General features: G+C 69.0%; 22 protein-coding genes. 5 read left to right on the top strand and 17 right to left on the bottom strand.

From position 1 onward, the window contains the following. Nucleotides 1–4 precede the first annotated feature (4 nt). The 3 genes from ISU10_RS24100 to ftsE are packed head-to-tail and all read right to left on the bottom strand — an operon-like array spanning nucleotide 5 to nucleotide 2,977. The gene (locus tag ISU10_RS24100) at nucleotides 5–1,291 is read right to left on the bottom strand and encodes a murein hydrolase activator EnvC family protein (protein WP_194696276.1); all 1,287 of its coding nucleotides are present in this window, start codon (nucleotides 1,289–1,291) and stop codon (nucleotides 5–7) included. 56 nt (nucleotides 1,292–1,347) lie between these two features. Further along, entirely contained in the window at nucleotides 1,348–2,253 is a 906-nt protein-coding gene (gene ftsX, locus ISU10_RS10125) for a permease-like cell division protein FtsX (RefSeq protein ID WP_370865089.1), read from the bottom strand. 34 nt (nucleotides 2,254–2,287) lie between these two features. Continuing rightward, complete coding sequence (ftsE, locus tag ISU10_RS10120; protein WP_194696275.1) at nucleotides 2,288–2,977, bottom strand: cell division ATP-binding protein FtsE; 690 nt, start codon at nucleotides 2,975–2,977, stop codon at nucleotides 2,288–2,290. Between the two features lie 88 nt (nucleotides 2,978–3,065). Between ftsE and ISU10_RS10115 the strand changes: the two genes are divergently transcribed. Beyond that, nucleotides 3,066–3,713: a hypothetical protein gene (locus tag ISU10_RS10115; protein ID WP_194696274.1), complete on the top strand. Its 648-nt coding sequence runs from the start codon at nucleotides 3,066–3,068 to the stop codon at nucleotides 3,711–3,713. Here ISU10_RS10115 and ISU10_RS10110 read toward each other — a convergent pair. Beyond that, entirely contained in the window at nucleotides 3,710–4,279 is a 570-nt protein-coding gene (locus ISU10_RS10110; protein ID WP_194696273.1) for a hypothetical protein, read from the bottom strand. The genes ISU10_RS10115 and ISU10_RS10110 overlap by 4 nt on opposite strands. 88 nt (nucleotides 4,280–4,367) lie before the next feature. On the opposite strand from ISU10_RS10110, the gene ISU10_RS10105 reads away from it, so the two are divergent. After that, nucleotides 4,368–5,108, top strand: coding sequence for a TIGR03089 family protein (locus tag ISU10_RS10105; protein WP_194696272.1), 741 nt, complete (start codon nucleotides 4,368–4,370; stop codon nucleotides 5,106–5,108). Here the strand turns inward: ISU10_RS10105 and ISU10_RS10100 are convergent. The 9 genes from ISU10_RS10100 to ISU10_RS10060 all read right to left on the bottom strand — a co-directional run bounded on the left by ISU10_RS10100 (nucleotide 5,083) and on the right by ISU10_RS10060 (nucleotide 17,553). After that, nucleotides 5,083–7,980, bottom strand: a complete 2,898-nt coding sequence (locus ISU10_RS10100) for an FG-GAP-like repeat-containing protein (RefSeq protein ID WP_194696271.1) — start codon at nucleotides 7,978–7,980, stop codon at nucleotides 5,083–5,085. The genes ISU10_RS10105 and ISU10_RS10100 overlap by 26 nt on opposite strands. A 330-nt stretch (nucleotides 7,981–8,310) precedes the next feature. Continuing rightward, a complete protein-coding gene (locus ISU10_RS10095; protein ID WP_194696270.1) occupies nucleotides 8,311–9,336 on the bottom strand; it encodes an alpha-hydroxy acid oxidase in 1,026 nt (341 codons plus the stop codon). Between the two features lie 38 nt (nucleotides 9,337–9,374). Beyond that, entirely contained in the window at nucleotides 9,375–10,139 is a 765-nt protein-coding gene (locus ISU10_RS10090) for an ABC transporter ATP-binding protein (RefSeq protein WP_194696269.1), read from the bottom strand. After that, entirely contained in the window at nucleotides 10,139–11,083 is a 945-nt protein-coding gene (locus tag ISU10_RS10085; protein ID WP_194696268.1) for an ABC transporter permease, read from the bottom strand. Before ISU10_RS10085 ends, ISU10_RS10090 begins: the two co-directional genes overlap by 1 nt. Next, nucleotides 11,076–13,121 (bottom strand): glycosyltransferase, encoded by a 2,046-nt coding sequence (locus ISU10_RS10080; protein WP_194696267.1) that lies wholly within the window; start codon nucleotides 13,119–13,121, stop codon nucleotides 11,076–11,078. The genes ISU10_RS10085 and ISU10_RS10080 overlap by 8 nt, the downstream gene beginning before the upstream one ends. Further along, nucleotides 13,122–14,318, bottom strand: coding sequence for a UDP-galactopyranose mutase (glf, locus tag ISU10_RS10075; protein WP_442417789.1), 1,197 nt, complete (start codon nucleotides 14,316–14,318; stop codon nucleotides 13,122–13,124). It abuts the gene before it with no gap. Between the two features lie 59 nt (nucleotides 14,319–14,377). Next, entirely contained in the window at nucleotides 14,378–15,298 is a 921-nt protein-coding gene (locus tag ISU10_RS10070) for a glycosyltransferase family 2 protein (protein WP_194696265.1), read from the bottom strand. Further along, nucleotides 15,291–16,208, bottom strand: a complete 918-nt coding sequence (locus ISU10_RS10065) for a glycosyltransferase family 2 protein (protein WP_194696264.1) — start codon at nucleotides 16,206–16,208, stop codon at nucleotides 15,291–15,293. Before ISU10_RS10065 ends, ISU10_RS10070 begins: the two co-directional genes overlap by 8 nt. A 13-nt stretch (nucleotides 16,209–16,221) precedes the next feature. Then, nucleotides 16,222–17,553, bottom strand: a complete 1,332-nt coding sequence (locus ISU10_RS10060) for a DUF222 domain-containing protein (protein ID WP_194696263.1) — start codon at nucleotides 17,551–17,553, stop codon at nucleotides 16,222–16,224. 89 nt (nucleotides 17,554–17,642) lie between these two features. Here ISU10_RS10060 and ISU10_RS10055 point away from each other — a divergent pair, with 89 nt between their 5' ends. After that, nucleotides 17,643–18,050: a hypothetical protein gene (locus tag ISU10_RS10055; RefSeq protein ID WP_228500369.1), complete on the top strand. Its 408-nt coding sequence runs from the start codon at nucleotides 17,643–17,645 to the stop codon at nucleotides 18,048–18,050. A 218-nt stretch (nucleotides 18,051–18,268) separates the two neighbouring features. On the opposite strand, the gene ISU10_RS10050 is transcribed toward ISU10_RS10055, so the two are convergent. After that, nucleotides 18,269–19,747, bottom strand: a complete 1,479-nt coding sequence (locus ISU10_RS10050; protein ID WP_194696262.1) for an LCP family protein — start codon at nucleotides 19,745–19,747, stop codon at nucleotides 18,269–18,271. Between the two features lie 139 nt (nucleotides 19,748–19,886). Between ISU10_RS10050 and ISU10_RS10045 the strand changes: the two genes are divergently transcribed. Then, nucleotides 19,887–21,470: an LCP family protein gene (locus ISU10_RS10045; RefSeq protein WP_228500367.1), complete on the top strand. Its 1,584-nt coding sequence runs from the start codon at nucleotides 19,887–19,889 to the stop codon at nucleotides 21,468–21,470. Here ISU10_RS10045 and paaI read toward each other — a convergent pair. From paaI to ISU10_RS10030, 3 genes are read right to left on the bottom strand one after another with little or no spacing between them, the layout of a single operon-like run. After that, nucleotides 21,467–21,904 (bottom strand): hydroxyphenylacetyl-CoA thioesterase PaaI, encoded by a 438-nt coding sequence (gene paaI / locus ISU10_RS10040; RefSeq protein ID WP_194696261.1) that lies wholly within the window; start codon nucleotides 21,902–21,904, stop codon nucleotides 21,467–21,469. The genes ISU10_RS10045 and paaI overlap by 4 nt on opposite strands. Beyond that, a complete protein-coding gene (locus ISU10_RS10035) occupies nucleotides 21,901–22,605 on the bottom strand; it encodes a dienelactone hydrolase family protein (RefSeq protein WP_194696260.1) in 705 nt (234 codons plus the stop codon). Before ISU10_RS10035 ends, paaI begins: the two co-directional genes overlap by 4 nt. Before the next feature lie 57 nt (nucleotides 22,606–22,662). Further along, nucleotides 22,663–23,844: an acyl-CoA dehydrogenase family protein gene (locus ISU10_RS10030; RefSeq protein ID WP_194696259.1), complete on the bottom strand. Its 1,182-nt coding sequence runs from the start codon at nucleotides 23,842–23,844 to the stop codon at nucleotides 22,663–22,665. A 24-nt stretch (nucleotides 23,845–23,868) separates the two neighbouring features. On the opposite strand from ISU10_RS10030, the gene ISU10_RS10025 reads away from it, so the two are divergent. After that, on the top strand, nucleotides 23,869–24,309 hold the full coding sequence (locus ISU10_RS10025) for a CoA-binding protein (protein WP_194696258.1): 441 nt from the start codon (nucleotides 23,869–23,871) through the stop codon (nucleotides 24,307–24,309). The last annotated feature ends 13 nt before the right edge of the window (nucleotides 24,310–24,322 follow it).

Raw genomic sequence — 24,322 nt, 5'->3', positions numbered from 1 at the left:
AGGTCTAGAAGTACTTCTGCGGGTCGACGGGCTTGCCGTTCTCCATGACCGTGAAGTGGAGGTGGCAGCCGGTGGACCAGCCGGTCGTGCCGACGTACCCGACCACCTCGCCGCGACTCACCGTCGTGCCGACGCCGACGCGGTAGCGCGAGAGGTGGTTGTAGATCAAGGTGATGAACTTGCCGTTGATCATGCCGACGTTGAGGTAGAGACGGTTGCCCCAGACCGAGGAGTAGTACTCGCTGAGCACCTTGCCGCCGTGGGAGGCATAGAGGTTCGCACCGCAGCCGGCACCGAAGTCGACGCCGTCGTGCAGGCCCCAGTAGTGGTAGATCGGGTGGATGCGGTAGCCGAACGGCGAGGTGACCGGGCCGTTGACGGGATGCATCAGCAGACCGTTGGTGTCGACGGGGCGTCCGTGCTTCTTGGCGTTTGCCGCGGCCTTGGCGCGGGCCTTGCGGATGGCCTCCTGGATCAGCTTGTCGATCCGGTCCTCTTGCCTCTTCAGTGCGGCCAGCGCCTTGCGGTCCTTCTGCCTGGCCCGGAAGGCCGCGGACTCGGCGTCCTTGCGCTGGCCGACCATGGCCTGCACGCGCTGCTTGGCCGACAGGGCCTCGTCGGTGAGCTGCTCCATCTCGACGAGGTGCTCGGCGGCCTCCTGCCGCTTCTCGGCGACCTCGGCGGTTGCGTCGGCGACCTCGTCCTCGTGGACCTTGAGGAGCACCTCGGCGGCGCGCAGGTCGTCGTAGGCGTTGTCCTGCCGGTCCACCAACGAACTGTTGGCCTCCTGCTGCCGGGTGAGGTCGGCGGGGGTCTGGGCGTTGAGGATCGAGGTGAACGCCATCAGGCTCGGGTCACCTTGCTGGTAGATCGAGGTGATCGTGTCGACCACCAGGTCACGCTGGTCCTGCAAGGCCTGCTTGCCGTTGGCGACGTCGGTGCGGGCCTGGTCGAGCCTGGCCTCGGCTTCGGCGAGCGCCGCCTTCATCTCCTCGTCTCGCTGGCGGGCGAGCGCGAGACGGGCACGTACGTCGCCCAGCTCGGCTCGCGCCTGCGTGAGCTGCTCGCGTGCGTGGGAGAGGGCCTGCGTGGCCCGGCGCAGCCGCGCGCTCGACTCGTCGAACTCGTGGTTGGCCTTCTCGATCTGCTTCTGGACCGCCTGTTTGCGGTCGTGAAGCTCGCCAGCCGTGGCCTGGGGTCCGGTGAGGACGCTCAACAGTCCGACGCCGAGCGCCAGCACCACAAGTGCCGCAGACGCCCGCCGACAACCGATGCGGGGGAAGGAACGCACCTGTTCGCCTTTGGGTGTTCGGGGAAGTGAACACCGACGACGCTAACCGAGCGGGATCACACTTTGAGGTATTTGCGCGTCAACACGAGTGTCGGGACCAAAGTCAGCAGTGGACCGAGGATGGCGATCGCGACCGCGGCGTACTGGACCTCCGGCCAGCCGATCCACGGCACGAACGTCAGCTCGCCCTGGATCCGGTCCTGGATGCCGAACTTCTCGAAGGCCGCCAGCGCTCCCGCCGCGAGCGCCACGCCGAGGACTGCGGTGACGAGGGCCTCCAGCAGGAACGGCAAGGTGATGTAGATCGTCGAGGCGCCGACCAGCCGCATGATGCCGATCTCGCGACGCCGCGCGAAGGCCGCCAGCCGGATGGTGTTGGCCACGAGCAGGAGGGCTGCTACGACGAGGAACAACGCGGTTCCGAGGGCACCCCACTGCAAGGCGTTGATGGCGCCGTAGATGGGCGCCAGCGTGTCTCGCATGTCACGGATGCCGGAGACGCCGTCGAGACCGATGACGGCACTGGTGATGCCCTCGTACTTCTCGGGGTCCTTGAGCTGGATCCACAACGACTCAGGCATGTCGTCGGCGGTGATCACGGAGTTGGGTCCGTCGAACTTGCCGGGCGCGTAGGTCTCCTTCAGCTTGTCGAAGGCCTCCTGCTTGCTCTCGAAGTGGTAGCCCGCCACCTCGGGGTTCTCCTCGACGACATCGGTGATGGCCTGCTTCTGGGCGTCGGTGACCTCGCCGACGCAGGCGGCGTTCTGGTCGCGGTCCTTGCAGAGCCAGACGGTGATCTGCAGCTCGCTGCCCCAGTGGTCGGCCGCCTTGGTGGCCTGCTGGTTGAGCAGCACGCCCATGCCGACCAGGGTCAGCGAGACGAACAGGGTGAGAACGACGGCCAGGTGCATCGAGATGTTGCGGCGCAGGCCCTGGCCGAGCTCGGTGAAGGTGTAACGCACAGGGGTCTCTCTCTCGCAGGGTGGTGCTGGTCGGTCAGTGGGAGAAGCCGTACCCGCCCTGGGCCTGGTCGCGCACGACCTGCCCGGCGGACAGCTCCACCACCCGCTTGCGCATCTGGTCGACCACGCCGTGGTCGTGGGTGGCCATCACCACCGTGGTCCCCGTGCGGTTGATGCGGTCGAGCAGCTTCATGATCCCCACGGACGTGGCGGGGTCGAGGTTGCCCGTGGGCTCGTCGGCGATCAGGATCATCGGCCGGTTGACGAAGGCGCGCGCGATCGCCACGCGCTGCTGCTCGCCCCCGGAGAGCTCGTCGGGCATCCGCTCCCCCTTGCCCTCCAGTCCCACCAGCTCGAGGGTCTCGGGCACGACCTTGACGATCTCCGAGCGCGACTTGCCGATCACCTGCAGGGCGAACGCGACGTTCTCGGTGACGGTCTTGTTGGGCAGCAGCCGGAAGTCCTGGAACACCGTGCCGATCTGGCGACGCAGCCGCGGCACCTTCCAGCCGGCCAGGCGGTTGATCTCCTTGCCCGCGACGTAGACCCGTCCCTCGGTGGGCCGTGCCTCGCGCAGCACCAGTCGCAAAGCCGTGGACTTGCCCGAGCCTGAAGCACCGACCAAGAACACGAACTCGCCCTTCTCGACGTCGATGGAGACGTTGTCGAGGGCAGAGTGGCCCTGGCCGGGGTAGGTCTTGGAGACCTTCTCGAAGCGGATCACCGGATCGAGGTTAGACGAGAGGGGCAGAGGTTCTGGAAACCTCGGACTCTAGGCTGCCCTGCATGTCGCGCGTACGACGGTCCCGGCGGTGATCGGTGTGTCCCGAGTCACCTTCGGAAGGCTCCTGGGGCTGCTCGTGTCGGCGGTGATCGTGCTCAGCGGCTGCTCCGGCTCCGACTCCTCGGCACCGCGTCCGACCTCGGCAGGCTCGCAGGCGACCGAGACCGCCACGCCTCTCGAGGAGGTCGACACGACGTCGCTCGTGGTGCCACGGACGCCGTTCTGCGACCGGATCGCCCCCGCTGCGATCACGCGTGCGCTGGGCGCGGAGCCGACGGATGCCGCTGCCCACCGCAGCGGGCAGCGGGTCAGGATCAGCGCCGATGTCGCCGACGTGGTCCACGAGTTCGGCTGCCGGTGGAGCGCCGGCGACAACACGGCGCAGGCGTGGGTGTTCGCCCCACCGGTGACGCCGCAGCGGGCCGAGGCGATCGTGCAGGCGTTGAGCAGGTCGACGTGCCGGGAGGCCACGAAGGTGCCCGCGTTCGGGGAGCCCTCCACCTCGTGCTCGTGGCAGCCCGCGAAGGGCCAGCAGGAGGTGCGCATCGGAGGACTCTTCGGCGATGCCTGGTTGACCTGCTCGCTGACCTTGGCCGCCGCTGATGCACCTGATGTCACCGGGCGCGCGTCCGAGTGGTGCGCTGTGGTGGCCCTGGGCGCCGCATCGCAGAGCTAGGTCGTGGGCGGGACCGTCACCTCACGCAGCATGGCTGCGGCCATCGAGATGCCGGTGTCGTCGTCGACGGCGTCCTCGACGTTGACCGTGATCAGCACCTTGCCGACGTAGAGCTGGCCCTGCGGCCCCAACCCCATCACGCACGCGAAGGACTCATCCCCCAGATCGAGGTCGGTCACCTCTCCCAGGCACAGCGCCTTGGTCTGGGCGGCGTAGTCGACCGGGTCGATCTGGACGTCGACCCGGCTCACCATCACGGTCGGGCCGACACCGCCGACCGGGTCGAAGAAGCAGGCGTGGACCGAGCCGGCCGTCTCGGAGGTGGGCATCCCGACCGCTGCGGACACCTGGTCGTTGGTCAGGTAGGGGCAGCCCTCGGCGGTGTCCGATGGGTCGCCCGACGGGTCGACCGGGGTGGACTGCGTCGGGGTCGGACTGCTGGAGCTGGCCGGGTCGGTGAGCCTGTCGGTGGCGTCACTGCTCGAGGAGCCTGCGCATCCCGCCAGCCCCGCCAGCGACGCGGCCACCAGGATCACCGTGGCCGTGGCCCTCGCCCACGTCAGCATCAACCTGCCCTCTCGCTTCACCTCACCCGTGCCGGGGATGCTAGCCCGCACCGCCGACCGGACGGGATCGGCGGTCTAGCCTGCCCCGGTGACCACCTTCACCGACGTGCTGACCCGTCGTATCCGGGATGACCCCGGGAGTGGACCCGGCCGCCCCCTGGTCACCTACTACGACCTCGGCACGGGCGAACGAGTGGAGCTCTCGGTCACGACGTACGCCAACTGGGTGGCCAAGACGGCCTCCCTCATGTCCGAGGAGCACGGCCTCGAGCGCGGGCAGCGCCTGCGAGTCGACCTGCCGACCCACTGGCTCGGTCCGGTCTTCCTCGGCGCCGCCTGGATGGTCGGGCTGGTGGTGACCGACGACGACGAGCCCGACGCCGTGGTGTGTGGGCCGGCAGCGCTCGAGCACTGGGCGCCGTACGCCGATCGGCGGCCCGTGCTCGCCTGCTCGCTACTCCCGCTGGGCGTGCGCTTCGCCGAGCCCCTGCCTGCCGGCGTGCACGACGTGGGCCTCGAGGTCTGGGGCCAGCCCGACAGCTTCGTGGCATGGGACCCGCCAGGACCCGGTGACGCGGCGGTCGACTGGGAGGGCCGCGAGCTGTCGCAGACACAGCTGTGGGGCCTGGCCGCCGCCGGGACCTCTCACCCCGGCGGCGGCCGGGTCCTCTCGACGGCCAACCCGGCTTCCCCGTCCGGTCTGGCCGCCTTCACCGAGCCGCTGGGGGGTGGCGGCTCTCTCGTGCTCGTCGCGGGGTCAGGCGCCCCGGAGGATCTGGCCCGGATCGCCGAGGTCGAGCGGGTCACCCTGCCAGGTCATAGGCCTTGAACCCCTGCGCCAGGAAGATCCGCTTCGAGAAGCCCCTGGTGGTCGCGGTCAGCAGCCAGAGGTAGCCGGTCTCGGTCTCACGTACGACGACACCGCTGTGACCGTTGACCCCCATGTCGGCGACGCCCACCATCCAGTCGTACTTCGTCACCCCGGTCCTGAGAGCCTTCGCGCCGGTGAACCCTCCAGGTCCGTTGCCGGCGTAGAAGGTCAGCCTGCCGCCCGACCGGAACAGGCTGTCGGGCGCACCGTCGGAGTCCCACCGCCCCACGGGCACCTGGCTGGTGGCCGAGATCGCGCCGTAGGCGACGTAGGACGCCTTCAGGCCGCTGGTGCCGTTGCCCGGGTAGATCCGCATCGCGCTGTTCCTCGGCTGACCGGTCAGGTCCGGGTAGCCGTCGCCGGTCATGTCGCCGACCGCCGCCAGCAGGCGGACTCCCGCAAAGCCGGTGGCCAGCTGCAGCGGCGCCGCGAAGCCGCCCTTGCCGTTGCCGCGGTAAAGCCACAGAGTTCCCGAGCCCGCGTTGCGCACGATCATGTCCGCGTACCCGTCACGGTCCCAGTCACCCGCGTTGAGCATCGCCACCGCGGTCGGCAGGAAGACACCGGTCGGGATCATCGCGCCGGTCTCGGTCGTGCCGGCGTTGCGTAGCAGCACCAGCGAGTCGCCGCTACGGGCGAGCAGGTCGGGTGCGGCGCTGCCGTAGGCCGAGGCGCCGGCGCTGATTCCCGTGGCTCCCGCCGGGCCGTTGACCGGGCCCAGCGGGTGGCCGAACCGGAGGTGACCGCGGTTGGGCCGGACGTAGAGCTGGGACGAGCCGGCCGGGCGCACCAGGAGGTCGGGCCTGCCGTCGCCGGTGAAGTCGCCATGGCCGGTGATGGTGTCGTAGAGCCGCCAGCTGCCGCGGATCTGCTGAGCGTCGCCGAACCTGATGCCGCCCAGACCTGGCAGCAGGTAGAACGCGCCACCGATTCCGCGGGCCACGAGGTCGTCGTGACCGTCGCCGTCGACGTCGCCAGGACCCGAGATGAGGTCGTACTTGCTCCAGTCGCCGTCGGTGCGCTTGACCGTGAACCCGGCCCGGCCATTGCCCAGATAGGCATCGAGGCGGCCGGAACCGGGATCACGGGCGACGAGGTCCGCGTGCCCGTCGCCGTTGAGGTCACCGACTGCCGCGACGAGGTCACGGCCGGCGAGGCTGGTGAAGGTGGCGGCCGGCTGCCCGAACCCGCCCTGGCCGTTGCCCGGCCGCACCTGGGTGGAGCCGTCGGCGGCGGATCGGGCCAGGAGGTCCGCCTTGCCGTCGCCCGTCACGTCGGGCACCAGCATGGTCATGTCGCTGCCGGACCAGTTGCCGCCGATCGCGATCGGGGCCGAGAAGCGGGTCATGCCACCGGTGGGCACGACGTACACCTGCTTGTCGGAGGCCCTGCGCACCAGCAGGTCGGGGTACGGCGAACCGGCGATGCTCGACTCCAGCTCGCGGCCCGCCCAACCCTGCTGCGCCGCGGCGGCGTACTCACGGATCAACGGGATCTTGGCGTAGAGGTACTTGCCGGGGCAGGCAGTCGCGGCCGCATCGCGGTGACCGTTGATCGCCTGGAAGTACTTCGAGCCCACCCACTGCTTGGTCGACGAGGCGTCCACGCCGTGCAGGCTGAGCTTCCACGCGAACAGCACGCCGTAGGCCTGCAGCATGGCCGCGGACGGACGCACCAGCTCGAAGTTGCCGATCGCGGACATCGCGAAGGAGTTCTCGTTGTAGTTGAGCGTGTGGGCGCCGACGACGGGGCGGTCGACGCCGCCGTACCGGCCCTCCCAGATCCGGCCGAAGCGGTCGACCAGGAAGTTGTAGCCGATGTCGCTCCAGCCGCGGCTCTGCGTGTGGTACGCGTAGATGCTGCGCAGGATCCCCGGCACCTCGGACGGCGTGTAGTCGTTGGCGTTGACCGTGTGGTGCACGAAGCCGGCGTGCACCTCGTAGTAGTGCAGCGCGCTCTTCTCGCGCATGTTCTCGTTGGCGCCCCACTGCGCCCGCGAGTAGATCACCGGCTTCGGGGTGTAGGTCGCGGCAGCCAGGGCGAGGTCGCCGTTGCCGGCCTCCTGCTCGGCAGCGCCGAGAGCCGCCGCGTCGTAGGCCGAGTGCGCGCCGTGGTTGCCGTCCATGGTGCTGGTGTCGATCGCCGCGCGCGCGGTCACCGTGCTGGCCGGCTTGCCGGGAGCGATCACCGCGAGCTGCATGTCGGCCGGGAGGATCGTCGTGGTGTCGGCGCGCACCTGCACGTCGTCGACGTTGCCCACCAGCAGCGGCTCGGTGCCGGGCCGCGCGTGCCGCCCCTCCGCACTGTCGGGATCGGGGCCGTGGTCGTCGTGGTAGTCCAGCGTGGTCCAGCTCGACCACGCACCGTCGGTGCGGGTGCGGACCTGGAAGGAGAGGTCGGTGTCGGGCACCGTGACGCCATGCGCCCAGGTGACGCCGATCGAGCCGTAGCCGGTGACCCGCTGCGGCAGGCTGGTGAGCCTGGTGCTGCCCGGCGTCGCCGCGACGCGGGCGTTGGCGGTGCGGGGCGCGATGCGCCCGAAGGTCCTGCCGGTGGTGGCGGCGCTGGCCGGCTGCGTCAGCTGGACCTCACGCACCTTGGCCGACACCGGCCCGCTCGGCAGCCTCGAGGCCTGCTGCGCCTCCTCGCCGTAGGCCGACAGCAAGACCTTCGCGGTGGCCGCCGCGCTCGTCCCCGGCTCCTGGGCCACCACGTCGAGGCTGACCACTCCCAGCGCCGGCGTCAGCCCCGCGCACACGACCGCGAGCGCCAGCAGCTGCTGGGTCGCAGTGACGAAACGGGCCTGGAAAGGCGTCGGACCAGGGGACATGAGGGGCTACTCCAAGTGCGGGGGAAGGTCACACGAGTAGCAACTTTCACACGAGTCACAGTGGCCCCGGTAGAGGTTCTGAGTAACTACAATCGTGTAATTTCCAGTCGACACGCCGAGTGACCGGCAATTCGTCCAGGAGATTGCAGCACGATCGGGGCTGGCGCGTGGCGGATTACCCGGCTGACCGGGGAATTCCTGACAAGTGACCCTCCTGGCCGCTCGATACGCACGATGAGGCAGCCGTCAGGGTCACAAGAGGGCGATGGCCGGTGCCGTCCGCCCTGCGACTGCCTCGCCCCGCTCCCCCGCCGCGCCTGGGGTGGGCGCTCAGCGCCAGGTGACCAGGTCGCGCGTGACGCCGGAGGGAGAGCGAGCGCCCACCAGCTGCATCGTCTCGGTGAGGTTCGCTTCGTACGCCGCCAACAGGTCGGCGACACCGGCGCTGCCGTCAGCCGCCAGCGCCCAGAGCACGGCCCGACCGAGGCCCACTCCCCTGGCGCCCAGAGCGAGCGCACGCACCACGTCGCGGCCGTGGCGCACCCCTCCGTCGACGAACACCTCGGCGTCGGACCCCACGGCATCGGCCACCTCCGGCAGCGCAACCGCGGTCGGGACCACACCGTCGAGCTGGCGGCCGCCGTGGTTGGAGACCCACACGGCCGCTGCGCCGGCCGCGACACATGCTCGTGCGTCGTCCGCACGCAGCACGCCCTTGACCACGACCGGCAAGCCACCGCTGACCTCGCGCAGCCAGCCGATGTCGGCGTAGGTCACGTCGGGTGCCTGCTCGTAGGCCGAGTCGTCGCGCACATCCGTGAGGTCGCGGGCCATGGTTGCCGCGTGAGCAGGGTCGAAGCTGCTGCGCCGCGACCGGGTGCTGACGACCGGGGTGTCACCGGTCAGCACCAGGGCCCTGGCGCCGGCCGCGACCGATCGGCGTACGACCTCCTCGGTGATGCCGCGGTCGCGCAGTACGTAGACCTGCAGCCACCACGGGCCGGCGACCGCAGCTACGTCGTCGAGCCGGCACGACGCCCGCGTCGACAGCACGAACAGGGCGCCGGCCTCGGCGGCCGCGCGAGCGGTGCCGACCTCGCCCTCGCGATGGACCTGTCGCTGGTATCCGGTCGGCGCGACGAGCACAGGGGACGAGACCGTGGTCCCGAGCATGGTCGTGGTCAGGTCCACGTCCGAGACGCCGGTGAGTACCCGCGGTCGCAGCCACCAGCGGCCCCAGGCGTCCCGGTTGGCCGCGACGGTCTCCTCGTCGCCTGCGCCCGTGGCCACGTAGTCGTGGATGTCCGGGGGCAGGACGCCGCGAGCGTCCGGTTCACGGTCCAGCGGCGACGACATGCGTGCAGTGTGCCCCCAGGGAGCCCGGGTCGCGGACCTCAGACCTCCGAACCGAGCTCGTCGTCGGTGCCCTCGGAGTCGTCGTCGTACTTGACGTACTTGATGCCGGCGTCAACGTCGCCGTCGAAGCCGAGCACGCCCTTCTCGAGCACGAGGACCCGGTTGCAGATCCGGCGCACGGAGCCGGCCGCGTGGCTGACGTAGAAGATCGTCACGCCGCTCTCGCGGATCTCCTTGAGCTTGGCCATGCACTTGACCTTGAAGGGCTTGTCGCCCACCGACAGGGCCTCGTCGGCCAAGAAGATGTCGGCGTCGACGTGGATGGCGATGGCGAAGCCGAGGCGGGCGTACATGCCCGAGGAGTAGTGACCGACCGGGGAGTCGAGGAAGTCGTCGAGGGCGGCGAAGTCGGTGATCGCGTCGAACTTGCGCTTGGTCTCGGCCTCGCTCATGCCGAGGATCGCGGCGTTGAGGTAGATGTTCTCGCGTCCGGTCAGCTGGGGATGGAAGCCGGCGCCGGTGGCGATGAGTCCGGAGATGCGGCCGCGCGTGCGCACGCTGCCCGCGTCGGGGTGCATCACGCCCTGCACGAGCTTGAGCAAGGTGCTCTTGCCCGAGCCGTTGAGACCCATCAGGCCGATCGCCTCACCCTGCTGCACGCGGAAGGACACGTCGTCGAGCGCCAGGAAGGTGTTGGTCACCGGCTGACGACGCGCCATCGCCACCGTCACCTGCTTGAGGGTGCGGTGGTAGTGCTTGGTGAAGCGCTTCGAGACGTTCTCGACGATGATCGAGTCGGACATCACAGTCTTTCGGGGATCTTGTTCTCGAACCGGGCGAAGACCTTCTGCGCGACCACGAGCAGAACCAGCGCGGCGGCCAGCGCGATGAGCCCACGGGTGAACAGGTGGTCGGGCATGTGCAGCGCGATGGTCTCCTGCTGGTCGCTGGTGGTCGGCACCCAGAAGCACCGCTGCACCAGGAGCACCGCGTCGGCGATCGGGTTGGCCAGGTAGAGATCGGTGTGACCGTGGAACCGCGACGCGACCAGGCTGTAGGGGTACATCATCGGCACGCCGAACCGGATGAAGTTGTTGATCACGTTGACCATCTGGCTGGTGTCGCGCAGGAAGACCTGGCTCACGCTCAGCATCAGGCCCAGTGCGAGAGAGAAGACGATGATCACGGCGTAGCCCAGGACGCCGGCAGCGACGGCCGTGAGGTCGGGTGACCAGCCGGTGTAGACGAGCGCGATGGCCAGGATCACGAACTCCGGCCACAGGTGGTAGATCGAGACCAGCAGCGAGGCCACCGGGAACATCTCGCGCGGCATCGCGCTCTTCTGCAGCAGGGAGGAGTTGCGGGTGATCGAGCGGGTGCCGGCCTGGATGGTCTCGGTGAACAGCGTCACCACCATCAGCGCCGCGAACACGTGGATGGCGAAGTGCTCGATGGCCTTACCGCGTCCGAGCAGCAGCGCGAAGATGAAGATGTACATGAAGAACTGCGTCAGCGGCGTGATGTAGGACCACACCATGCCGAGGAACGACCCGGTGTAGCGGGCGGTCACCTCGCGCTTGACCAGCAGGGTCAGCAGGTAGCGGTGCTCGAGCACCCCGCGGATCCCGCCGCGCGGTGCGGGTGATGCGAGGGGTACGTCGGCCAGGGCGGCCGAGCGCGTCGCCGCGTTGCGGGCGTGCTCCTCGGGATCCCAGGCCGCGCCGTCGGACTTGATGGTGTCAGTCATCGCCCGCCTCGGAGCCGCTCATCCACGGAGCCAGGGTCTTCTCCCAGGCCTCCGGAGAGGTGATGTCGCCCAGCGCGGCGCGGTACTCCTCGACCAGGCGCGGCCACTCGCGTCGCAGCTCGGCGTGGATGGCGAGAGTCTTGCCCAGCAGCTCGCGGTAGTGAGCGGGATCGCGACGGTAGAGAGCCGCGGACGTGCCGTCGTTCATCGAGACGATGGCCGAGTCGTAGGTCGCCAGGCGATACCACTTGGCGTCCATCGCGGTCAGCTCGGCCTCGGGGAACTGCTTGGACATCTCGCGCACCGGCCGCAGCTGCCGGATCGGGGCAAGCCCCGCGGTGATCAGCTGCGAGAGCCGGCCGGGGATCTCCGAGCCTGGTCCCTTCCCCTTGCGGGGCAGCTTGGTACGTCGGATCGGCGGGAACGCGTCCGGGTCCTGGTGCAGCTGGGCATCCGTCCACTGCTTGCGGAAGGCGTTGACCTCGGCCAGGGCCGTCGGCAGCGTCTCGTGCAGCCCGTAGGGGCCGGCGAGCACGTCTTGGATCGCCTTGTGGCGCAGCTCGACGGTGGAGTATTGGAGCGAGACCAGGTGCTTGATCTGGTGGTTGAGGCTCTCGCGGAGCAGCCGGCCGCCGTAGGGGTAGTCGGAGTGGAGCAGTGCGGCGATCAGCCGGTTGCGGTGGTGGAAGTAGGCCTGCCAGTCGACCGCGTCGTTCTTGTCGGTCCACGGGACGTGCCAGACCGCGGCGCCCGGGAACACCACCGTCGGGAAGCCGGCCGCCTTGGCGCGCAGGCCGTACTCCAGGTCGTCCCACTTGATGAAGATCGGCAGGGACAGGCCGACGCGCTCGAGCACGACCCGCGGGATCAGGCACATGAACCAGCCGTTGAAGTCGGCGTCGACCCGCTTGTGCAGCCATCGCGCCGATCGGATGTTGCGCGCGGCGAGGTCCCAGTCGGAGTAGCCGTCGAGCGGCGTCTGCCACCAGAACTTCCAGGGCTGCACGATCTCACCGAACGAGTGCAGGCGGGACCTGGAGAACAGCGAGAACATGTGGCCGCCGACGATGGTCGGCCGGCGGGCGAGGTCGCCGAAGGTGATGGCACGGACGATGCCCTCGGGCTCGCAGACGACGTCGTCGTCCATCATCATCGCGTAGGTCGCCGTGCCCTTGCGGACCGACTCGAGCTGGCCGCGCGCATAGCCGCCGGAGCCACCGAGGTTGCCCTGCTCGTTGATGACGAGCAGGTCGCCGAGCGCCTTCTGGGCGCCCGGGAACAGCTCGTGGTCAGCGACCTTCTTGGTGCCCTGCTCGGAGACGAACACCGTGTCGAGGTAGGGGCGCAGCGTCTCGTCGTCACCGATCTGGGTGAGCAGCTTCGCGCAGAAGTCCGGCTTGTTGACGGTGGTGATGACGATGTCGACCGTGCCGTGCTGGTCCGCTCCGCGATCGGCGGGCACCTCGGCGGTCCATTCGGCGCTCTCGACCACGGCGTCGGAGTCGCCGGCCACGACGTCGTACCAGTACCACCCGCCGTCGACGAACGGGGTGAGTGTCAGGTCGAACTCGAACGTCGCACGGTCACCCTCGACGGTGGCGGCGTCGACGCGCTGCGAGCGGCCGTTGGCCATCGACTTGTAGACCGTGACGCTCGCGCCCTTGCCCGCGACGGTGACGCTCAGCCGGACCTCGCTGACCACCGACCAGCGCCGCCAGTAGGACGCCGGGAAGCCGTTGAAGTAGGTGCCGAACGAGATCTTGCTGCCCTGTCGGACCCGGAAGGCCGTGCGCGACTCGATCTGGTCGGGGTGCACAGCGCGGCCGGTGGAGGTCGACTGGCGGATGGCGGCGTTGTTGAGGTCCTTGGCCGCCCGGTTGCCGCCGATGTCGTAGCGGTCCGCGTCGAGCTTCGGCTCCTCCGGGTCGACGTAGAGCGCGAACACGTCGGTGTCGCGGTCGATCGGCAGGATCTGGCGCTGGAGCAGCCGGCGTACGGTCGGCGCGCCCTGGTCGACGGTCTCTGCGGTGGTCGTCATCTACTCGTCCACTCCCCCGGACTTGAGCTCGGCACCGTCGGCGAAGTGCGGCCTGAGCTTGTTCTCGTACATCGACAGGGCCGAGCCGATGGCCATGTGCATGTCGAGGTACTTGTAGGTGCCGAGTCGCCCACCGAAGAGGACCATCGGTTCCAGCTTGGCCAGCTCGCGGTACTTGAGCAGCTTCTCGCGGTCCTCGGCGGTGTTGATCGGGTAGTAGGGCTCGTCGCCCTCCTCGGCAAAGCGGCTGTACTCGTGGACGATCACGGTCTTGCCCGGAAGATGGGTCTTCACGCGCTCGGGGTGGAAGTGCTTGAACTCCAGGATCCGGGTGTAGGGAAGGTCCTCGTCGTTGGCGTTGACCACGGAGGTGCCCTGGAAGTCATCGACGTCGACGACGCTCTGCTCGAGGTCGACGGTGCGCCACGACAGTCGCCCCTCGGAGTTGCCGAAGTACTCGTCGATGGGGCCGGTGTAGACGATCGGGACCTTGCCCTTGAACTGCTCGGCCACCCCGTTCGACTGGTCGAAGAAGTCCGTCTCGAGGCGCACCTCGATGTTGGGGTGGTCGGCCATCCGGGTCAGCCACGCGGTGTAGCCGTCGGTGGGCAGACCCTCGTAGGTGTCGTTGAAGTAGCGGTTGTCGTAGGTGTAGCGGACCGGCAGGCGGGTGATGATGTCGGGGCTCAGCTCGGTGGGGTCGGTCTGCCACTGCTTGGCGGTGTAGCCCTTGACGAACGCCTCGTAGAGCGGCCGGCCGATCAGGCTGATCGCCTTCTCCTCGAGGTTGGCCGCGGTCTCGGTGTCGAACTCGCTGGCCTGCTTGGCGATCAGCTCGCGGGCCTCCTCGGGCGTGTGGGCCTTGCCGAAGAACTGGTTGATCAGCCCGAGGTTCATCGGGAAGGAGTAGACCTGGCCCTGGTAGCGCGCGAAGACGCGGTGCTGGTAGCCGGTGAAGGTGGTGAACCGGGTGACGTAGTCCCAGACCTTCTGGTTGGAGGTGTGGAACAGGTGCGCGCCGTACTTGTGCACCTCGATGCCGGTCGTCGGCTCCTTCTCGGAGTAGGCGTTGCCACCGAGGTGGTGGCGCCGGTCGAGGACCAGGACCTTGAGGTCCAGCTCGCTGGCGCAGCGCTCGGCGACGGTGAGGCCGAAGAACCCGCTGCCGACGACGAGGAGGTCCGGGAGGTCGGGCACAGAGAAACCCCTGAACATTTCACTAGGCGATGAATAACGACTGGATAACCCTGCCGAGTCTAGCGACGGGTGGGTGCCTGGCCCGATTCCGCGCGCGGCTTGCGCATGGTCCGGGCGTCGCGGATGGCGCGGATCACGTTGCGTGCCTCGGCGCGCCCTCCGCGTAGCGGGCTGAGCGTCGTGACGGCGGCGGCGATGGCGTAGGGCTTGACGCGCACGAGGGCGTTCTCGCCGTGCCGGAAGTGCACGACGAACAGGTTGCGGTACATGTAGTAGCCCTTCCACGACTCCAGTGCGTGCTGCTGGGAGAACGCCAGCTGCCGGACCAGCACCGCGTCGCGCACGGCCCAGATCCGAAAGCCCGCCTTGCGCGCGCGCAAGGCGAAGTCGGCGTCGTCGTAGAAGATGAAGAAGTCCGCGTCGGGCAGCCCGACGGCCGTGACCACCTCGCGGCGCACGAGCAGCCCCTCGAAGGCCACGACCTGGATCTCGACGAGCGCCGGCATCGCCGACCGGGTGGCGTACGTCGTCTCGATGCTCGCCGTCTTCGGCTTGATCGCCAGGGGGTTGCGAAGGTCGAACGTGGTCGCGCTCTTCTCCACCAGCCGGCCCTCGAGGTCCTCACGCACGCACATCAACGCGGGTTCGTCGATCGCCATCAACGTGGCGAGGCAGTCGGGTGCCGGCACCACGTCGTCGTCCATCAGCCAGATGCGGTCCCAGCCCCCGGCGTACGCCGTCTCCATGCCCATCCGGAACCCGCCGGCGCCGCCGAGGTTCTGCTCGCTCGTGATCACGCGCAACGGCAGGTCGGCGCGTCGGAGGACTTCTGCCGTGTGGTCGGCGCTGGCGTTGTCGACGACGATCACCGCGTCCGGCTGCCAGGTCTGGGCGACCAGCCCGTCGAGCATCAGGCCGAGCAGGTCGGCGCGGTTGTAGGTGACCACGACGACCGCGACGGTCTCGCGCGCGTCAGCCACGTAGGTACTTCCTGTGACCGGTGAAGTCGCCGCGCACTCCGGCGTACATGGCCTTGGCGCTCATCAGGAGGCGGCCCGGGTCGGGGCGCGTGAAGGCGTAGAACCAGACGGTCTTGGCCACGAACGCCAGCGCGGCCGGCCAGCCGCGGTAGTCGCGCAGGTTGACCAGGTTGTTGCGCGCCATGCAGTAGTGCTTGAGGTCGCTGGGGCTGTGGTTGTAGGTCGTGCGGCCGAACGCCATCGGCGTGCCGAGGTCGTCGGTGGCGGGATGCAGGAACCGCGCGGCGACGACGGTCCCCGTGCGGGCTCCTGCCTTGCGGGCGCGCCAGAGGTACTCGACGTCGTCGCCCCAGATGAAGAACTCCGCTCGAGGGGTGCCGATCCTGCCGACGAGCTCACGGGTGACGAGCACGCCGTTGAAGGGGATCACCACGTCGGCGATGACGCCGTCGCGAGCCGCCAGCTCGACCTCCGACATCCGGTGCACGACCGCCGCCCGGCCCGGTAGCCGGATCGGGAAGCACAGACGCGAGGGGTCCTGCTCGGCCAGCACCGCCGGACCCCAGAAGTCGTACTCGTCGTGGTCGAGCAGGATCTTCAGGCAGTCGGGCTCCGGGATCCCGTCGTCGTCCATCAGCCAGATCAGGTCGGCACCACCGTCATAGGCGGCACGGACGCCCACGTCGAAACCGCCCGCGCCGCCGCGGTTGTCGGGCAGCGAGAGCGTGCTGACCGGCGCAGCCTGGGCTGCCAGCCACTCCGCCGTGCCGTCGGTCGAGGCGTTGTCGACGACCAGGATCTCGGCAAGTCCCCCGACCTCGAGGAGCCGGGACACCAGTCGTTGAAGCAGCGCCAAGCGGTTGAAGGTGACCACGACCGCGACGATGCGGGTGGCAGGTACGTCGGTCACGCGGGCCAGTCTGTCAGGCAGCCCGGTCGTGCTCTCCCAGCCTCCGGGTGCCGGTGTGGTCGACGAGGTAGAGGGCGCCGAAGGGGTCCCGCCACACGTGGATCCCAGGGAAGGGTTGCTGGACCTGCCACCCGGCGAAGGTCTTGATCCGGTGATGAAGGACGGTGAGCTTGCCGAGGTTGCCGATGCGGGTCTGCCCCGCGCCCTTGGCCGCCTTGCCCTTGCGGTAGGCGATGGTGTGGTCGAGCTGTTGGCCCCTGCTCAGGCTCGGGGAGTGTGGGAAGGAGTCGGCCGGCCCCATCAGGTGCACGGCCTGGCGTTGTCGGTCCGGGGCCTCGTAGCCGTCGACGGGTGCTTGTCCTTCGATGGCGAGCACCGGTTGAACGGTGAACCTGGCGTGGGGTCCGAGGTGCTGGCGGATCCAGGTCTCGGTCTGAGGGCCGTGGTCCTCGACGCGCGCGACGAGGTCGGAGTCGGTGCCGGCGTACATGTGGACGTAGACGACCACCGCAGGCATCAGGTCTGCCAGGTCAACCGTCGGCTTGCCAGCCTCGGGATGCTGGGCTGCCACCCAGTGCTGGTAGCGCCGCAGCAGGTCCATGGCATGAACGGGGTTGGCCAGGACCAGGACCGCAGTGACCCGGCGTTCGTCCTCGCTGCGGGCGTCGCCGAGGTGCGCGAGCACCATCGCGAAGAACGCGACCGCGGCGTCGAGCTTGCTGATCACCGGGAACGGGGCACGCACATAGAAGCCGCGCATGCCGTCCTCGGTCGAGTGCGTCGGTGTGGCGAACTGTCGCCTGGCTTCGGCGTCTTCCCTCGCGGCAGCGGCGTCGGGGTCGGAGGCCTTGATCGCGGCCTCGACCAGGGTCACGAACCGGGTCCACGGCAACCGCCCGTCCACCGACTCCTCGACCCGCTCGTCGACGTAGTCGGCCTGCTCAACGGTGAGGTCGCGGGTCTTGCGGGCGACGAACCGGGCGTAGGAGACCTTGGCCTGTCCGGTGACCACGCGAGCCTGGATCCGGGACAGACGGTGACGTATGTCAACCGCGTCGGCCATCAACGCTCGCGCGGCGTGCGTGCTGATGCCGAGGCGTCCGCCCAGGGTGGCGGGAGAGAACTCCGCCACCAGCGGCGTCCCCACCCCACCGAACCTCCGCGGTCGCTCACCACCGGGCGCCCTTAGCTGCCAGGACGGGATCGAGTCCGCGTCGTGGATCACGGCGTGCTGGTAGGCCGCCTGCAAGATCGCGACATCGGTCTCCCGCTGGACGCGGGCCAGAGCATCGACATGGTCGAGCAGCTCACCACCCGACATGCCATCCAGACCCCCGAGATCCATAGCCAGAAGTCAAACAGAGACCACCGACATTGATGTCGCTCCTGCCCGATGATGGTGCGTTGTTGCAGCCTCCGCAGCACCATCGCCGCATGAGGACGATGTCGGGCAAGTCTCAGCCCATTGTGTACGTGGATACGTCCGGGGTTCGGGAAGGGAGGCTGGAGGAGCTCAAGGTGGCGATGAACGACTTGGCTGAGTTTGTGGAAGCCAGCGAGCCACGGCTGCTTGCCTACCAGGTGTACTTCAGTGAGGACGGGGCTCGGATGACCGTCCTGCACATCAATCCCGACTCGGCGTCGCTCGAGTTCCACATGAAGGTGGCCGGTCCCAAGTTCGCGCCAATTGGTGAGTTCATCAACATGCTGGCGATCGACGTGTATGGCCATCCGGACGCCGCGCTCGTTGAGCAGCTGCGGCAGAAGGCAGTTCTGCTGGGCAGTGGGGTGGTACGCGTTCACGAGCTCCACGCTGGGTTTGCCCGCTTGCTCGCGGGCTAGACCATGCCGGGCTGCCTGCCGCTCGCGCGCAGGGCAATGCGGGGCGTCACTCATATCCAGCGCGGTCGACTTCCACCCGCCTATCGACACGTCGGCTCAGCCACTTCCCGGACCCGCGGCAACGACGCTACGCCCGTCCACCTCCACCCGAAAGAGGTCGCTCCAGCCCGCCGGTTGACCCAGAGGGGAGCCGGAGTGCCGCACCCACCTGCACTCCGTCAGCAGCTGGCGCCCAGGTCATCGCTCTGGTTGGCGGCATAGCCGTCCGACAGAGTCCCGACCGAGCCGCCGGTGACGACGGCGGGCGGTGTGGGCGACTCGGCTGGAGTGCCTGATGCATCGCTGGCATCGGGCTTCGGCTGGGCCGAGGGCTTGCGTCCCTCGGCGCGGGCGATGGCGCCGTTGACCATCTTGCGCACGGTCTTGATGTCGGGATGCGCCGTGATCACCATCGGGGGAACCAGCGAGACGGTCGAGATCTTCTGCCCGCGGGCCTGCAGCGCCAAGGAGATGAACCGGTCGACCTCGCTGGCGGGGATGTTGGTCGAGATCATGGCCGAGGACGCGTTGGCGATCGCCTCGAAGTTGGTGACCGCCGTCTGCGGACTGACCTGCGAGAGCATCGCTGACATCACGCACTTCTGCCGCGCCATCCGCGAGTAGTCGTCGGAGCCCTCGCGGGACCGGGCGAACCACAGCACGTCGTGACCGTCGAGCTTGCGCTTGCCGGGCTTGATGTAGCCGGTGACGTCACTGCCGAGTCCACCGACGGGGATCGGCTGGCGCACGTTGAGGGTCACCCCACCGACCGCGTCGACCAGGTCCCGGAAGCCCTGCAGGTTGACCATCGCCCAGTAGTTGATCCTGAGGCCGGTGATCCCCTCGATGGCCATGATGGTGGCGTCCACGCCGGGGTGCTTGGACTTGCCGAACAGACCGGTGTGGTCCTCGGCCCAGGTGCTGACACCGTTGAGGTAGCAGCCGTCGCAGTCGAAGCCCTTCGGGAACTGCTTGGCCATCACCGAGCCCTTGGCGAACGGGAAGTTCGCCATGTTGCGCGGCAGACCGACCAGGACCGTGCGACCGGTCTCCTCATCGATGCTGGCGATGGTCATCGAGTCCGGACGCAGACCCCAGCGGCCCGCGCCCGAGTCGCCACCGAGGAGCAGGACGTTGAAACGGCCGTGGTTGGCCGAGCTGACGTGGTCGCCCGCGAACATGGTCAAGATGAAGTCGCGCTGGACGCCGACGAGGTGCGCGCCGAACAGCAACGTGCCGGCGACGGAGAGGCACAGCACCCCGTTGAGACCGACGACGGCGCGGCGGTGGGTCAGGCTCAACGACAGCGGCTGGCCGAGCCGCCACGCGTCCACGAGCAGGTAGGCCCAGCCGACAGCCAGGCCCATCAGCACGAATCGCAGGAGCTGGAGCAGTGCCGTGTCGGAGGCGAGCCAGAAGACGTACTCGTGGGAGAGGAAGCCGATCATCACGCTGGCCACGCCGAAGGTCACCAGGGCCAGCCAGATCCGCATCGCGACCCGGCCGACCTGGCGGTTGCCCGCAGCCAGCTGGGCGGAGCCCGGGACGACCAGCGTCATCGCCATCAGCATCAGCGCTCGGCGGTAGCGGACGCGGGCGGCCCGCTCGCGAATGCTCGCGCGTGGGGACGTGGCGAAGGGGTCCGGTGCGGGCGGCATCGGGTGGCGCCTCTCTTGCTGGGGAAGGAGCGTGAGACTGCTGGAGCCGTCGAAGGTCAGTATCACCAGTCACACCCGTCGCAGCCGGGATCGACGCGCCGACGCCGGACTGAGGCGTTCAGAAGGTAAGTTCACGGCTATGACAGCCACTCCGCCCGGGCGGACGCCCGGCGACGGTGCCCCCCTCGAGGGCACACCGGAGTTCGAGTGGCTCTACGGCGGCAAGAAGAGCGACCCCGAGGACAAGGCGGACGAACCGGTCGAGACCCGCCCCGGCTTCCCTCGCACCGGGTCGATGGGGACCGGGCGGCATCGCGGCCCCGACGACACGCGACCCGTGCCGCAGCAGCCGCGTCCCGAGCAGGCGACTCCCCGCCAACCGGGCCTCCCGACAGCTCAACCCACGACGCCGCCAACCCAGACTCCACGCCAACCCGGGCTGCCGACCGCCCGGCCCGATCAGCGGCAGGTCCAGCAGCAGGGCCAACAGCAGGGCCAGCTGCCTCCGGGCCAGACCAACCCCCACGAGGTCTTCCGGATCGAGCACCTGCGCAGCGAGCAGCCCCGCCAACCGCCTGGACAGCCACCGCGCGAGCGTCCCGAGGACACCCAGGTCATGGAGATCCTCCCGCCGTCGCAGTCGCGCGTGCCGATGAGCGCCCGTGAGCGACGCGAGCAGCTCAAGCGCGACCAGGAACGTCAGAGCTCCGAGCGCAGCAGCCGACCGACACCGCCGCCCCTCGCGCCGACGCCCGGTCGCAGCTTTTCTGGCGGCGGCTTCCGGCTGAAGTTCCGCTACATCTTCTTGCTGCTGCTTCTCTGGATCATCTACCTGGTCCTGGTTCCTCTGGTCGCCTGGAACAAGGTGGACAAGATCGACGCGATGCCCGGTGGCAAGCGACCGGCTGACCAGCCGGGCACGACCTACCTCCTCGTGGGCAGCGACTCCCGCGCCGGCCTGTCGCCCGAGGAGCGCAAGGACCTGAGCACCGGCGGCGCGAGCGGCCAACGTGCCGACACGATCATGCTGCTGCACACCGGGTCCGGCCCCAACCTGCTGATGTCCATCCCGCGTGACTCGCTGGTCCCGATCCCCGGTCACGGCACGACGAAGATCAACGCCGCGACGGCGTTCGGCGGGCCGAAGCTGATGGTCCGCACGATCGAGTTGAACACCGGCATCCGCATCGACAGCTACGTCGAGATCGGCTTCGGCGGGTTCGTGGGCCTCGTCGACGCCGTGGGCGGCATCGAGATCTGTCCCGACCAGGACATGGTCGATCCCGATGCGGGGCTGCGGATCAAGAAGGGCTGCCAAGACGTCGACGGCAAGGTCGCCTTGGCCTACGCGCGCTCGCGCAAGACCCAGCAGCTCGGCGACCTGGACCGAGCGGCCCACCAGCGCGAGGTCGTCTCCAAGGTCGGCAAGAAGGCCATCGAGCCCTGGTCGATCATCAACCCGCTGCGCTACTGGAACCTCAACATGTCCGCAGCCGACTTCGTGGCCATCGACGACCAGAGCAGCCCGATCAGCGCAGCCCGCCTGGCGATCGCGATGACCAAGGTCGGCGGCGCCGACGGCCTGACCTGTGGCGTGCCCATCTCCGACCTGGAGGTGCACTGGGACGACGCGCGCTCGAAGAGGATGTTCCGCCTGATCAAGCAGGACGACACGTCCTCGATCGGCAAGGACCTCTGCACCCCGTCGGGCCTGGCGGGTTAGACCAACGAGCCGCCGATCTCGTGGCTGCGACCGACGAAGGTCGCCACGAGCCGGTCGTCGCAGCTGACCTCGACGTCGTACACGCCGGTCCGCGCCTCACGACTGCGCTCGACCGCGGTGGCGACCAGCACGTCCCCGAGCCGCGTGGGGGCCAGGAACCGGATCTCCGCGCCGGCCGCGACAGTGCGCCGGTCGTAGCTGTTGCACGCGAACGCGAACGCGGAGTCGGCGAGGGTGAAGGTCAGGCCGCCGTGGCCGATCGCGTGCCCGTTGACCATGTCCTCGCGCACCGTCATCCGCAGTACCGCCCGGCCCGGGCCTATCTCGAGGATCTCCATGCCGAGCGCCTGGCTGGCCCGGTCATCTGCCCACATCGCGGCCGCCGACCGCTGGGCAACGTCCTGGGCAACCTCCTGGGCAGTCTCGCCCGTCATCGCAAGGTCCGTGCCAACAGCTCTTCGAGCACCCGGTAGTGACGCTCGGCCGACTCCGCGTGGTACGCCGGCGAGTCGTTCATGGTGTAGCCGTGCGACGCCCCGGCGTACACGTCGTTGATGAACACCAAGCCGGCGTTCGAGAGCGTCTCACCGAGCAGCGCCACGGCCTCCGGCGGCATGGACCGGTCGTTGTCGGCGTGACCGAAGACGAACTCGGCCCGGGCATGGGCGATACCCCGGTGAGGGCTGTCGTCGTCGTCGGTCGCGAGCCCCCCGCCGTGGAACCCGCCCACCGCTGCGACGTCGTCGGGGTGGGCGTTGGCGGTGCGGACGGCCAGCCGGGCACCCATGCAGTAGCCGGTGGTGCCGACCGGACCGTCAGCACATCGAGCGCGGAGGGCGGCGAGGTACGCCGTGGCGTCGCCGAGCACCTGGTCCGGTGCGAGACCGCGGACACGCTCGATCGCGTGCTCGCGGTCCGCCGCGAGGTCGGCGACCCGGCCGTGACGGTAGAACACGTGGGGAGCCAGAACCGAGTAGCCCCAGCTCGCGACGCGATCCACCATGTCCGCGATCTGCGGCCGCAGCCCGTAGGCGTCCACGTAGAACAACACGCCCGGGGCGGTTCGGTCATCGGGCCCGGCGACGTACGCCTCGGCCGTGCCGTCGGCAACGGGGATCTCGATCGTCGTCGTCACCAGGCCAGGCTATGCGTGGTTTCCAGACGGTTCCTAGCGAAACCTCCTCGACCAGCGCTACAGCTGGGACTGGATGCCGGCCAGGAGCTGGCGGGCGATGACGATGCGCTGGACCTGGTTGGTGCCTTCGTAGATCTGGGTGATCTTGGCGTCGCGCATCATGCGTTCGACCGGGTAGTCGCGGGTGTAGCCGTAGCCGCCGAGGACCTGGACGGCGTTGGTGGTGACCTCCATGGCCACGTCGGAGGCGAAGCACTTGGCGGCGGCACCGAAGAAGGTCAGGTCCTTGTCGCCGCGCTCGGAGCGGCCGGCGGCGGCGTAGGTGAGCTGGCGGGCGGCCTCGATCTTCATGCCCATGTCGGCAAGGAGGAACTGCAGCCCCTGGAAGTCGGCGATGCGCTTGCCGAACTGCTGGCGCTCCTGGGAGTAGCCCAAGGCATAGTCCAAGGCGCCCTGGGCGACCCCGACCGCCTGGGCGGCGATGGTGACCCGGGTGTGGTCCAAGGTTCGCATCGCGGTCTCGAAGCCGGTGCCCTCCTCGCCGATGATGCGGTCGCCGGGGATGCGGACGTTGTCGAGGTAGACCTCGCGGGTCGGGCTGCCCTTGATGCCGAGCTTCTTCTCCGGCGCCCCGAACGAGACGCCCTCGTCGGACTTCTCGACCACGAAGGCCGAGATCCCCTTGGCCTTGCCGCCCGTTGACACGGTGGGATCGGTCACGGCCATCACGGTGTAGTACTCCGAGACCCCGGCGTTGGTGATCCACCTCTTCACCCCGCTCAAGACCCAGTCGTCCCCGTCACGCACGGCCCGCGTCTTCATCGCCGCCGCATCGGAGCCGGCATCCGGCTCGGACAGGCAGTAGGAGAAGCCACCCTCACCGGCAGCAAGCTTGCTCAGGTAGGTCTGCTTCAGCTCCGCCGAACCGGACAGCAGCAACGGCATCGACCCCAGCTTGTTGACCGCAGGGATCAGCGACGACGCCACGCACACGCGGGCGATCTCCTCGATCACCAGCACCGTGGCCAGCGCGTCGGCCCCCGCCCCGCCGTACTCCTCCGGCACGTGGGGGGCATGGAAGTCGGCCGCCTGCAGCGCCGCGGCGGCCTCCTCGGGGTAGCGCGCCTCCTCGTCGACTGCGGCGGCGAACGGCTCGACCTTCGCCGCGCACAGCTCCCGCACCGCCTCGCGAATGGCCTGGTGCTCCTCCGACAACGCGAACAACGGCAGGTCTCCCATGGACCCAAGCCTAGGCTCAGGAAGATGAGCGACTGGCAGCGGCAGGAGTGGGTCGACCTGATGCTCGACGAGTGCGAGACGTGGGCGATCATCGGCTTGCGCGACCCCCGCCGCACGGCGTACTCGATCGCTGAGCTGCTGCAGCGCAACGGCAAGCGGATCGTGCCCATCCATCCACTGTGCGGGCCTGGAGGCGAGCCCGTGCTCGGCGAGCGGGGCTACGCCTGCTTGGCCGAGGTGCCGTTCGCGATCGACGTGGTCGACGTGTTCCGGCGGTCCTCGGCTGCCGGCGAGTTCGCCGACCAGGCCGTCGAGATCGGGGCCCGAGGGGTCTGGTTCCAGCTCGGCGTGATCGACGAGGACGCCTTCGCGCGCACCGTTGCGACCGGCACCCCGATGGTGATGGACACCTGCCCGGCGATCGAGTGGCGACGACGGCCCGTGGGACCACCGCGTATCTCATGACGCGCACGGTGCT

The organism is Nocardioides agariphilus (assembly GCF_015352445.1).
GTDB lineage: Bacteria > Actinomycetota > Actinomycetes > Propionibacteriales > Nocardioidaceae > Nocardioides > Nocardioides agariphilus.
This window is presented reverse-complemented; position numbering and strand designations above follow the sequence as displayed.